This is a genomic window from Lelliottia sp. 7254-16 (assembly GCF_002922995.1).
Lineage (GTDB): Bacteria > Pseudomonadota > Gammaproteobacteria > Enterobacterales > Enterobacteriaceae > Enterobacter > Enterobacter jeotgali.
The window spans coordinates 21,323-33,594 of the sequence record NZ_PQVS01000019.1; the positions used below are offsets into that span (position 1 = coordinate 21,323).

9 protein-coding genes, 1 tRNA gene and 2 pseudogenes are annotated in these 12,272 nt (G+C 47.0%); 3 read left to right on the top strand and 9 right to left on the bottom strand.

The window, feature by feature from the left end:
* Window positions 1–428 precede the first annotated feature (428 nt).
* Window positions 429–932, top strand: a complete 504-nt coding sequence (locus C3708_RS20145) for a hypothetical protein (RefSeq protein ID WP_103950074.1) — start codon at window positions 429–431, stop codon at window positions 930–932.
* 443 nt (window positions 933–1,375) lie between these two features.
* Here C3708_RS20145 and C3708_RS20150 read toward each other — a convergent pair.
* The 8 genes and pseudogenes from C3708_RS20150 to C3708_RS20180 form a co-directional block, all read right to left on the bottom strand.
* Window positions 1,376–1,996, bottom strand: a pseudogene (locus C3708_RS20150) (MarC family NAAT transporter).
* A gap of 280 nt (window positions 1,997–2,276) precedes the next feature.
* The gene (gene phnE / locus C3708_RS20155) at window positions 2,277–3,131 is read right to left on the bottom strand and encodes a phosphonate ABC transporter, permease protein PhnE (protein ID WP_370446907.1); all 855 of its coding nucleotides are present in this window, start codon (window positions 3,129–3,131) and stop codon (window positions 2,277–2,279) included.
* Between the two features lie 57 nt (window positions 3,132–3,188).
* Window positions 3,189–4,058, bottom strand: a pseudogene (gene phnE, locus C3708_RS23950) (phosphonate ABC transporter, permease protein PhnE); the annotation flags it as partial.
* A 62-nt stretch (window positions 4,059–4,120) separates the two neighbouring features.
* Window positions 4,121–5,062 (bottom strand): phosphonate ABC transporter substrate-binding protein, encoded by a 942-nt coding sequence (gene phnD / locus C3708_RS20160; protein WP_103947241.1) that lies wholly within the window; start codon window positions 5,060–5,062, stop codon window positions 4,121–4,123.
* A 29-nt stretch (window positions 5,063–5,091) separates the two neighbouring features.
* Window positions 5,092–5,916 carry a phosphonate ABC transporter ATP-binding protein gene (gene phnC / locus C3708_RS20165; protein ID WP_103947240.1) on the bottom strand — a complete coding sequence of 275 codons (825 nt, stop codon included), beginning with the start codon at window positions 5,914–5,916 and terminating at the stop codon, window positions 5,092–5,094.
* Window positions 5,917–6,597: 681 nt separating this feature from the next.
* Window positions 6,598–7,782: a tyrosine-type recombinase/integrase gene (locus C3708_RS20170; RefSeq protein ID WP_103947239.1), complete on the bottom strand. Its 1,185-nt coding sequence runs from the start codon at window positions 7,780–7,782 to the stop codon at window positions 6,598–6,600.
* A gap of 175 nt (window positions 7,783–7,957) precedes the next feature.
* Window positions 7,958–8,032 (bottom strand) — tRNA-Arg (locus tag C3708_RS20175).
* A 75-nt stretch (window positions 8,033–8,107) separates the two neighbouring features.
* A complete protein-coding gene (locus tag C3708_RS20180) occupies window positions 8,108–9,049 on the bottom strand; it encodes a formate/nitrite transporter family protein (protein ID WP_095282803.1) in 942 nt (313 codons plus the stop codon).
* Window positions 9,050–9,366: 317 nt separating this feature from the next.
* Here C3708_RS20180 and mlaA point away from each other — a divergent pair, with 317 nt between their 5' ends.
* Complete coding sequence (gene mlaA / locus C3708_RS20185) at window positions 9,367–10,119, top strand: phospholipid-binding lipoprotein MlaA (protein WP_095282802.1); 753 nt, start codon at window positions 9,367–9,369, stop codon at window positions 10,117–10,119.
* 45 nt (window positions 10,120–10,164) lie between these two features.
* On the opposite strand, the gene fadL is transcribed toward mlaA, so the two are convergent.
* Entirely contained in the window at window positions 10,165–11,511 is a 1,347-nt protein-coding gene (fadL, locus tag C3708_RS20190) for a long-chain fatty acid transporter FadL (protein ID WP_095282801.1), read from the bottom strand.
* 374 nt (window positions 11,512–11,885) lie between these two features.
* On the opposite strand from fadL, the gene C3708_RS20195 reads away from it, so the two are divergent.
* Window positions 11,886–12,170, top strand: a complete 285-nt coding sequence (locus tag C3708_RS20195) for a YfcZ/YiiS family protein (protein ID WP_095282800.1) — start codon at window positions 11,886–11,888, stop codon at window positions 12,168–12,170.
* Window positions 12,171–12,272: the final 102 nt, after the last annotated feature.

The window sequence follows — 12,272 nt, forward strand, 5'->3', positions numbered from 1 at the left end:
TCTTTTCACTTATCTGGTAACGAATTGTTAATACACTGTTGTGGTACTTATTTATCGTTTCCACAATTATCTTCATCAGTTCGGGTAGGAATTTTAACTTAATAACAGGAAAGTATACTGCTTCTGAGGGTTCACTCTAATGTGTCGGTTGGGTTATCAGTGTCCTTTCCTGTTGTGATGAATCCCCCTGTGCGGAGGGGTAGAACCAGCAAACTACTCCTGTGGTCGTAGGGAATCGAAATAGATGCGAGTCAGGCTGCTGACCAAAGACTCACCTGGAGGCACCAGGCACAACAATGCTATTAAATATCAAATTTCATAGTCAAAGAGACCAATGGCTAATCTGTTAATTTGGGGTTGGTTTTTGTCTGCCTTCGTATTTTGATAAAAACAATAATTAGCAATTCTATCCTTAATAAGGAGTAACTATGAGATATAAATTAATTGGCAAGGCAGAGGAGTGCTTAAACGTTGCGGAAGCCCCTTGTAACATGCTTGAACGTATGCATAAGGCGATCTCTCAACTAAAAAGTGAATATATTTCAGCTTTAGGTCTACTCAGCAATATAAAATATTCTGCGAATAACAAAAAATTTAATGTTGTTGAAATAGGAACCGAAAGTAGTGAGAGAGATGGTTTAATTTGCTCCATTTCTGATATACCTATGTCTCAAGGGAATATAGTTCACTTTGTACTGATTACTGCTCTTTGTACACGGAGTTATGCATTGAAATCTTGCTTTAATATAGATGTTTGTATGTATATTAAAGGGAGGGCGATAAACGTTATCCTAAACAAAGAGAACGAAACGATGTGTTATACAGCTTATGAACATGCCGGTGGTTTTGGTCCAATTTGTGACGCTATAATAAAACATATAAAACTTTCAATTGACATGGACCTTGTTGATTATCAACTCTGGGGTTTATAGGTTTTAGTTATTGAAATATATGAAGAAATGATAGTCGCTGTTATCCCAGTCTAAACATGTTAGTTTACATGCATTGTGTTTGTGGGATTGATTTGATTTGGTATTCATTCAAATATTCCAGCGGATGATAAAGAGTTATTACGATTAACCTTAGTTACAGGAAGTTAATCATGAGTGTTTTTTTTTATTTTTCACGTCCGTCGATGGAGGCAAAAAAATAGCTGCTATTTTCACGTGCCGATGATCTTCCAGTGGCGAAACAGTACACCATTATCTCAGTCGCGCCGCTGATTATCGCCTGCAGCGAACAGGCGCTGTAAATCGTAGGCGGTCAGGCAGAAAGCGGAGTTTATGTGCATGGCAATCATCTGGCGAGGTCCTTGGGACTGGTCGCCAGTAGCTGGTTATTTTCTGCCACCAAAAGAATGAAGTAGTAAAGTTTGTTATCCCTTACCGAGTGAAACGAGCTCAAGCGTTCCGTTAATAATGAATTGCACGTCGGTACGGACCAGAAGAAAACCCATCAGCCTTGAAACAGCATCAATACCACCAGTCCCGACAAGTCGCATAATGGTTCCAGAGCTTCGAAGACTCAACCAGAGAATCAGGCCCACCAGCAGGAAAATGAGTGGTGGCGCTACAAGAATTATCTAGGGGGCATATTCCACACCATGCCGAGCCGCAGATGTAGAAGCTGAGCTGATAATCATGGCAATAGTACCGGGACCTGCTGTTGAGGGCATCGCTAGCGGAACAAAAGCTATTCCAATATCGGTAGTTTCAGCGTCAGAACCGGGAGAAACTGGTCTGGTGGGCTGCGCGAATAGCATACGAAAGCCAATGAAAGCGACAATCAATCCCCCGTCAATACGCAGTCCAGGAATAGAAATCCCGAACGTGTTCATTACCAACTGTCCCGCGTAACACGTCGTCATCATGATAATAAATACGTTCATTGAGGCCAGAAATGCAATGCGGTTTCTCATGGCTACACTCATCCCACCAGTGAGTGCAAGAAACATTGCAACTGTGGTCAGTGGATTTGCCAGAGGGAGAAGGACAATAAGTCAAAGTCCAAGGGCTTTCATTAAATCAATCATCATGTCTCCTTACTAACAGGGGACAAGGAGGGCCGACAGGCTCCCCTTAGCTAAAAAAATCCCGCTGTTAAGGTGGGAAACAGCGGGAAGACATAAAGTATGTTAAGGAGGTACAAATAGTGACGCTACAAACGCAACACTAAACATTACGTCAACAGAACGCTGGGTTATGCTGTTATTAAGGCGATTGCAGCCGTTAAGAAAGAACGCTCCTGGCGACAAAGGTCATTGCGATGATTCAAAATTAAGAGCTCTCAGCACCCGAATACCGACGTTCAGGGAGAGTAAACTGGGGGACTACATTTCCGTCAATGTAACGGTAACGTAGCCATGCTGAGATCGCGTCAATGGTCATCACGACAATAACCATTGCCAGTGTGATGAACATCACCACGTCCCAATTCCACAAACGCATGTTTTCTGCATAGACGAGCCCGATGCCTCCTGCACCCACAAAACCTAATACTGCAGCTGACCGGGTGTTGGATTCGATTTGGTAAAGGCTTAGAGCGATGAAAGCCGGGAAAGATTGCGTAAAAATACCAAAGCGGTGTTTTTGCAGAGGGCTGGCTGCAACCGATGTTAGTCCTTTTGTAGGGGAACCATCTACAGCTTCATGACTTTCAGCATATAACCGTCCCAGAAGTCCTATGTCTTGCATGAGAATCGCCAATGCTCCTGCTAGTGGACCAAGACCAACAGCACGAACAAAAATGAGCCCCCATATGGCCATATCTACCCCGCGCAAAATATCAAACAGGCGGCGCATCAGCAGGGCAGCAATGCCTGCTAACTTGCCTTGCATAATATTGCGTGCAGCCAAAAAGGAAAGTGGAAGAGCGATTGCTGTAGCGGTGATCGTCCCGGTGAAAACAATCGCCAGAGTAATCAGTATTTGTGTCAGATAATAACGCAGTGGCCAGTCAGTAAAATTATGCCAGGTAAACATCCGATGCAAATAAAAGCCTATTTGGCGAATACCACTGCTGAGCTGCTCTAAACTGATACCATGTTGTGAAAAAAACCAAAGGTAGTACGACACGCAAGCCAAAATCCCTAGCCCGGTATGAAATAGTGAGTGTCTACTAAAATTGCGCAGAAATTTTTTGTTGTATTGGAGATAACTGGATTTTAATGGGTTAAATGTGCGCGGTACTTTGTGTCCGTGCAGTACCTTTTTTCGCAGTAATCCGGAAAAGCTATCCAGAAGAGTGACGACAACGATGATGAGCAGCAGCGTCATGCTGACCTGATCGTAACGGTCGAGCTTGATATTAGTCATGAGTTCCTGGCCTATCCCGCCAGCCCCCACAAGCCCAAGAATGGTTGATGATCGAAAATTGATTTCAAGGCACATGAGGCTAAATGAGATAAACAGGGGTTTTACCTGTGGCCACAAGGCAAAGCGTATCTGCTGGAAGGGCGATGCGCCACATGCCTTGAGCCCTAGGACTGGTTTATCATGAGTGCTTTCTATAGTGTCGTAAAAGAGTTTAGTTAAACTTCCGGTGCTGTGTAACAACAGGGCCAGAAATCCCGAAAACGGACCAATACCAAATGCCATTACGAAAATCATTGCCCATGCAAGGTCAGGCATGGTTCGAAAGAAAGCCACCAGCGTACGGAAGGTTAAGCGTATCGTTAACGCGGTTCCTCCATTGTTAGCAGTAAGGAACGAAAGTGGAATGGCGAGAAAAACTGCAATAATCGTTGAAGCCATTGCCATCTGTAGTGTTTCAAGAATGAGCGGTAACTGAATAGGCAGACGATAACCCCACCATGACAATGACCCTCTAATATCAGAACCTGCAAACAGGTCGGACAGATGAAGTACAGGCAAGATATCACGCAGATAGCTGAAGAAATCAGGTAACGCATGCCATATGCTGGCAAGGCTGAACTCGGCAATATGTCCGGCAGAAAAATAGAGCAACAGAAGGAGAGCGGATACGCCTAGTGTGTCCCGCCTTTGACGTTTGCGAATCTGTTGGTAATAGCGTTCAAACTCGTTATGGAGGCTACTCATTGATCGTTGTTTTCCGGGGCTGAAATCTCCCGACTTTACTGCCGGGAGGATCGAAAGCTGTATTAATGCGCACTCAATATTTCACGTTTCATATCGATGATGTGCTGGAAATCAGCGACGCTCCCTTCACGAATATGTAATGGTCCCCCGACAGCTTTTACAAAACAGGCATGATCGTCCGTATCCAGTTTTTTGATGGCACGGATTACATTTTCTTTAAACTCTGTAGGAAGAGTATTACTGATGAGGATTGGTCCACTCGGAATCAGCGGGGATTGCCAGATAATACGAATCTGTTTCATCACATCCGTGTGTCCTGCACGGATCAATGAGCGGAAGGCGCTGGCACTATAACCGGTGTTGTAATCCCCTGACATCGAACTGTAGGTCACTGCTCCGGCAAACTGTCCGTTCAGAACGCCAAGAATATCCTGCTCATGCCCACCAGAGAACGTAATACTGGAAAAGAAATGGTTATACTGGTTATCCACATTTCCTCCTAGCTTTTGTCTGAAGGAGTAGTCAGGGATTAGGTATCCTGAAGTGGAGTCGGGATCGGCAAAAGCAAAGGATTTGCCTTTCAGTTCATCTAATGTCTGGTAAGGGCTGTCGGCTTTCACCACGACCACCGAATGGTAACCGTGTGCACCGGTTGCATCATCTGCAGTCATTCCAATGACATCAACGGCATTCGGATTTTTGATATATACCGACGCGTAGGCGGCCGGTGACATGTTCAATACCACGTCCACCTTTCCCCCCAGCAGGCCCTGTGTGATTGCCGTATAGTCGGAAGCATTTCTGAGTTTAGTTTCAATATTTAGCTCTTTATCCAGGAATGATTTAACACATTGATTATCACCGATTTGTTGAGTGGAATTCTGACCACCCAGGATACCGAGATTTAATGTTTCTGGTTGTTCAACAGCGGTTGCTTGTCCTGAAACCGCGATGCCAAGAATAATTGCAGAAATTCGAATGCCATTACAAAAATGTGTAGTCATTTCTTTCCCCGTATAAATGAATTAAGTAGTTAATCTTTTTCGTTGTACAACTGGTGCAGAATTTTAGCATTCAGCCCTGAGGGCGGCCCGTCGAAGATGATTTGTCCACCAGCAATGCCAATAACGCGCGAACAATACTTTTTAACCAGTTCCGGGGAATGGAGATTGACCATTACGGCGACACCTTGTCCGGCTATTTTGCAGAGAGCGCTCATAATCAGGTGAGTGTTTGCTGGATCCAGTGCGGCCACGGGCTCGTCGGCCAATAAAATATTTGGATTTTGCATTAGCGCCCGACAAATGGCCACGCGCTGCATCTGACCGCCAGAGAGGTATTCTGCTCGCTGTAACGCATAGGGCAACATGTTCATCCACTCCAGCAAAGATATTGCACGAGACCGGTCGGCTTCAGAAAATAGATTGAAAAGGGATTTGAGCGTAGAAGTATGGTGCAGTCGACCTAACATGACATTGGTCAAGACATCTAGACGCGGGACGAGACAATAGTCCTGAAAAATCATGCTACACCGGCTGCGCCAGCTTGTTAGGGCTCGACGTTTTAATTTTGTGATATCAATCAACTTGCCAGCATCATAATGGCTAAGGATTTCTCCGCCACTAATGGATTGCATTCCATTTAGTAGCTGAAGCAGGGTTGATTTACCGGATCCAGACTTGCCAATAACCCCAGCCATCTCACCAGCATAAAGATCAAAATTGATATTCTTCAGCAGGTAAGGTTGCCTGGGCCAGGCCTTACTAAGGTTGCGTGCTCTTAAGACAGGGCCTCTACTGGAGGCGCTAATCAGGGATTTGATTTCATTTTCTGATACTTTGGTTAGAGCAATGTTCATAAAGATCCCTGTACGCAAAATTACTGAGGAACAATTTAGATATGTGTTATATGGACGTTGTATGACTCTTAAATGAATATAACTTGAGCAGTCGAAAATATTTCCTGCGCTGAAAAATATAGTGCATTGTGTGGTGTGACTTTTTTTGCTCAGATTTATCTTATTTTTCAATGCTTACCTTTCTTACCAAAGAAGACGCTTCTTTGCAATTTACTTTTTCAGCATTAGAGCGCTAATAAATAAGAGCACTGGCATACTCGCTGCAGTAGCACAATAAATATTGGTACCTTTTGAAATGAGTATTGAAACAACTTTAACACTATGAATTTGTGAGAAATAAATGGTTAATATAGAGTGGTTGCGGGGAAAATGAGCTATGAGTAATAATTTATACGACATTGATAAGATCTAAATACCGCCACTAGCTCAGCAGGATAGAGCCGGTGATACTGATACTGATACTGATACTGATACTGATACTGATACTGATACTGATACTGATACTGATACTGATACTGATACTGATACTGATACTGATGTTGCAGGTGCGGGGTTCGAGGCCCCGGTGGCGGTCCATTTTATACTATCTGATCATCGAAAAAGGAGAGTGGTCAGTAGGTACTGCAGGAAAGCATTGGCCCGGTCTTAATTACCGGGCCAATGGGAGGGGTATTCAATCTTCTACTCTGGACCGGTTGCGAGGTCATCGATATAATCAGCATACCATTGCATCATTTCGCGTCTGCCCTCTAGGTACTGAGCATGATTGTAGATTCCACGAATGCTGTTTTTATCCGTGTGAGCCAACTGCATTTCAATCCACGAAGTATTGAAACCCTGTTCATGAAGGATGGTGCTCATTGTGTGTCGGAAACCATGCCCTGTAGCCCTTTTGTCATACCCAATTCGCTTCAGGACCATGTTAATACTGGCTTCGCTCATCGGTTTATTGACATCGTTTCGTCCAGAAAAAATGAGTTGGTAACGACCGGTGATCTGTTTCAGTTGGTGAAGAGCCTCTAGTGATTGACGTGATAGTGGCACCAAATGGGCCCTTTTCATCTTCATTCTGGTTTTTGGTATTTCCCAGATATGATTATCAAAATCAATTTCACTCCATTCAGCCATACGTAATTCAACAGTTCTTAGACCTGTCAACATAAGCAAACGGGTTGCCTGTAGCGTAATAAAACTTCCTGTGTACTCAGATAATTTGTTGAGAAATTCGGGTAGTTCGGAAGACTGCAAGAATGGATAGTGTCGCTTTTCATATCCTTGTAAAGCGCTTGCGAGATCGGGGGCTGGATTGTACTCAGCTCGGCCCGTCACAATTGCGTATCGGAAAACTTCGCCACACCGCTGGCGGACCTTACTGGCTAACTCAGGCGCGCCACGTTTTTCGATTCGTTGCAAAACAGACAGAAGTTCAAGGGGTTTTATCTCGTTAACTGGTCGAGAACCTATAAAGGGGAAAACATTGTTCTTAAAGGCTCGATCGACATAATCAGCATAACTTTTTGACCAGCCCTGGACTTTTGCTCTATACCATTCAGTCGCAATAGACTCGAAGGTATTTTCAATAGACATTTTTTTAGCAAGCTCTTCCGCTTTCTTAAGCTCACCGGGATCATTACCCGCAGCCAGAGTTTTCCTGGCATCTTCCCGTTTTGAGCGAGCATCAGAAAGAGAAACGTCAGGATAAGTCCCGAAAGATAATTTTTTCTCTTTGCCTGCAAACCGATACTTCATGCGCCAGTATTTGGAACCATTAACATTAATTTGGAGATACATCCCGCCACCATCGGCAAGTTTGTAGATTTTATCTTTAGGTTTTGCAGTATCAACCTGACGAGCATTAAGTGGCATTTGGGGGCCTCAATTTTAATTGAACACGGCAAGCCCCCACAAAGGCCCCCAAGCATCAATTGATTTACGTTTAGTTGGGTAGATATCGGTTGATGTCGGCTTGCAGGATAGGTGGGGCTATTGCTGATTATAATGGGGTTTTGTTGAGTTGGGTAGAGCTTGGGAGAGACAGGGATGGTGTCCCCTGCAGGAATCGAACCTGCAACTAGCCCTTAGGAGGGGCTCGTTATATCCATTTAACTAAGGGGACGAAGCGGCACGAGTATAGCCCTATTTATACTTAGCGTTAAGCTCGATACCGCCTGACTGCTTAAAGAGTCGCCGTTTAATCCGCTTTTTTTGGATTTTCGACGTTGTTTTGCTGAGATTTTTCCTTTTCCTTCAGCTCAGCCTTACGCTTGTTGGACATATCATTGCGGATTTGTGCATGGCTCAGCAGGGCAAAGATAAAGGTTCCGCCACAGATATTACCCGCCAGCGTTGGCAGGGCGAAAGGCCAGAAAAAATCGCTCCAGTGTTGGGTGCCATTGAACACCAGATACAGAACTTCCACCGTGCCGACGACAATATGGGTGGTGTCTGCCAGCGCGATCAGCCAGGTCATCAGGATAATCACCACGATTTTGGCAGCCCCGGCAGAGGGGAACATCCAGACCATAGTGGCGATGATCCAGCCAGAGATAATGGCGTTGGAGAACATTTCGAGCGGGGTGTTCTTCATGATGTCCATGCCGATTTTGACAAACGCATCACGGGTAGGCTCATCAAATATTGGCATATACTCGAACGCCCAGGCGGCGACGCCCGTGCCGATGATATTCCCCAGCAGCACCACGCTCCACAGGCGCATCAGAAGCCCGAAGTTCCCCCACGTTGGCTTTTGCATAACGGGCAGAACTGCTGTGACTGTGTTCTCAGTAAACAGCTGTTGGCGCGCCATAATGACAATCACAAACCCAAAGGTGTAGCCCAGATTCTCAATCAGAAACCCGCCCGGCACGCCTTCTAGCTGGACGTGGAATATCCCTTTTGCCAGTAGCGATGCCCCCATCGACAGCCCGGCGGCAATGGCTGACCACAGTAACGCCATCGCATCGCGCTCAAGCTCTTTTTCGCCGTCCTGACGGATATGTTCGTGGATCGCCATCGCCCGTGAGGGAAGCCGGTCCTCATCGACCTCGATTTTGCCCCCGTGCTGTTTTTCTTCGCTTTCCACTTCCAGCTCATCGGTATGTTTATCGATTTTTTCTGCGTTCAGTTCGTCCATCAGAAGCGTCTCGCTGCGTTGTCATAACAGTAATCGTAGCGGTTTTCCGGCCATTGCCCGTGGGGATGCTCTTATTTTCCTGGCAATGGCAATAAACGTGATACATCGACCTCTGACACAGGATAAAATTGGCAAAGAAATGAAATGAAAAAGCCAGGCTATGCTGAGATCAGAGTGATGGCAGCTGACTGCCCGTCACTGTGTGCGTGGACATCCAGAAACGTGCTGTTACAATCACTTGCACGTATGTTAGCGGAGCGCGCGGCGTTCCGTTTCGGATGGCAGTCAACGATAGCCATACTAACAGGGAGAAATATATGAAACTTCGGCTGTCGGCGCTTGCGCTGGGCACCACGTTGCTCGTGGGCTGTGCCAGCTCGGGCGAGCAAACAGGGCGCTCCGATCCCTTAGAAGGGTTCAACCGATCCATGTATAGCTTTAACTACAACGTGCTGGACCCGTATCTGGTTCGTCCGGTTGCTGTGGCATGGCGTGATTACGTTCCGCAACCGGCTCGAAATGGTCTGAGCAACTTCACCAGTAACCTGGAAGAGCCTGCTGTCATGGTGAACTTCTTCCTGCAGGGCGATCCGTATCAGGGGATGGTGCATTTCACCCGCTTCTTCCTGAACAGCCTGTTAGGGATGGGTGGCTTTATTGATGTGGCGGGAATGGCGAATCAGAAGTTGCAGCGTGAGCAGCCGCATCGCTTTGGTAGCACACTCGGCAGCTATGGCGTCGGTTACGGTCCGTATATGCAATTGCCGTTTTATGGCAGCTTTACGATTCGTGATGACGGTGGCGACATGGTCGATACCCTTTATCCGGTGCTGTCGTGGCTGACCTGGCCGCTGTCGATTGGCAAATGGACCGTGGAAGGTATCGAGACCCGCGCTCAACTGCTGGATTCGGACGGCCTGCTGCGTCAGTCTTCCGACCCGTACATTATGGTCCGCGAAGCCTACTTCCAGAATCATGACTTCATTGCTAGCGGCGGCAAGCTGAAACCAGAAGATAATCCGAACGCCAAGGCTATCGAGAATGAGCTTTCTGAGATAGATAAAGAATAAATAAAAAAGGTGAGCAAATGCTCACCTTTTTTAATAACGACGCTTTTAGAACGCGTAGTTGAAGTTGGTACCGAACAGCCAGGCTTTACCTTCAGATTTGAAGGTGTACGCTGCAGGGCCTTCGCCCTCGGTGAAGCTGACGTTCTGACCGTGCATATAAGACGCGCCCACATCGATAGATGCATCGTCGTTAAACGCATAAGTCATACCGGCGCTCAGCCACAGACGGTCCTGATCCGGGATAGAGATGGAACGCTTGTCAGCCGGAACTGGGCTGTCATCGAACGCGATACCGGTACGGAAGGTCCAGTTCTTATCGTAGTAGTAGGTAGTACCCAGCGCGATACGATAAGCATCTTTGAAGCTTTCATCTTTATAGAACAGCGTCTGGCCGTCGTTGCCGGTCGCTTTCAGTTCCTGGAACTGGCTCCAGCTGGTGTAGGTCAGGCTGTAGTGAATAGCCCACTGCGGTGCAACGCGGTTATAACCAGACACTTCCCACATTTCAGGCAGGTTCAGCGTCAGTGCGCCGTTCTGGGTTCTGCCGCCGGTACCTGCTGGCAGGCCGGTCAGACCCATGCTGGCAAAGATGTTGCTCAGGTTCGGATCGATGGAGCTTTTATAGTCGCCGTCGAAGTCGATTTTGACTTCTGAACGGTAGGTGAAGCCCCAACGGTTGTTTTTGTCCAGCTCATACAGGATGCCTGCGTTCCAGCCGAAGCCCCACTCGTCGCCTTTCAGGTACGCGATCTGGTCGTCTGGAGAGCTAATGCCGTCCAGCATGGAGGGTGGAACCCGGCCTTGCAGCTGACTCGCCAGCAGAGGGCCGAGGGAACCTGCATAGCGTTCAATTTTCGCTTTTGCGTAAACAGCATCAAAGCCCACACCGAAGCTCCAGTTGCTGTCCAGGCGATAAGCACCGCTCAGGTTCAGGTTGATGGTCTGCAGGTCGGTCTTGCCGCCGTAAATGCCGGCCGCGTAGCTGTCGTTAAATTCTGTTGCCAGACCGTAGTTGGAGGTCACAGACGCACCCCAACCAAACTGATCGTTGATTGGCATAACAAAGTGCATGTTAGGAACCCAGGCGACTGGCGCGATGTTGTCCTGGTTAGCACTCTGCCCGGTTAAATTGGATTTCCCGGTGACGTTGACATCGGGATCGATATAGACGGCACCCATAGAGAAGGTAGGGCGATCAAACATGGTGATCAGCGCCGGGTTACGGCTCACGTTGCCTGCGTCATCGGCAATGGCGCCTTCCCCGGAATATGCACGGCCAAGGCCAGAGGAAGAAAATTCGTTAAGCTGGAAGCCCGCTGACCAGGCGGACGTTGATACGATTGCCACTGCGACTGCCAGCGCAGTCTTTTTGAACAGGGTTTTCTGGCTCATGACCATAACCTCATTGAGTTATTTTTATGCAATATATGTTACATACAGTAACAGGAGCGCGAAGTGTAGGGTCTGTGGTAACACTTAGAAATCAGACCAGTGGCGAGAGTATAGGTCGGACCAGATGGGATGTTGCAAGTTTGTTTCTGAAGTTTTTCAAAGATGTTTTTTGAAACGAGATCTATGTGGCAAAAATGCGACCACCCGCACTCATCAGAAAGGGTGATTTTTGCGCCAGATCATTTTTTAGTGTGATATCGGTCACTTATCCCCATTTGCGCCATTAACGGCTGGAGAGACCTTCAGCCAGGGCGTAAAATATCAGCAACGTATTTATCTCGCGCCGTGCGCGAAAACGCAGAGGAACTTGAGCTATGAGTAAATGCAGTGCTGATGAAACCCCGGTTTGCTGCTGTATGGATGTCGGTACCATTATGGATAACACCGATTGCACCGCGTCTTACAGCCGTGTATTTAGCAAACGTTCGGATGCTGAAGAAACCCTGACCGCGTTGACGAAACGCGCGCGCGACGTGGAATCCGATCCTTGTGAAATCAAATCGACCTTCACGGAAGTGGAAGGCGGTGTGCAACTCGACATCGATTTCATTTTTGCGTGTGAAGCCGAAACGCTGATTTTCCAGCTCGGTCTGCGTTAATTTTCTAAGTAATTATGCCGGGTGGCGGCTTTGCCTTACCCGGCCTACGAAATTGTAGGTCGGGTAAGCGAAGCGCTACCCGATAAAAAACATCTCAAATGC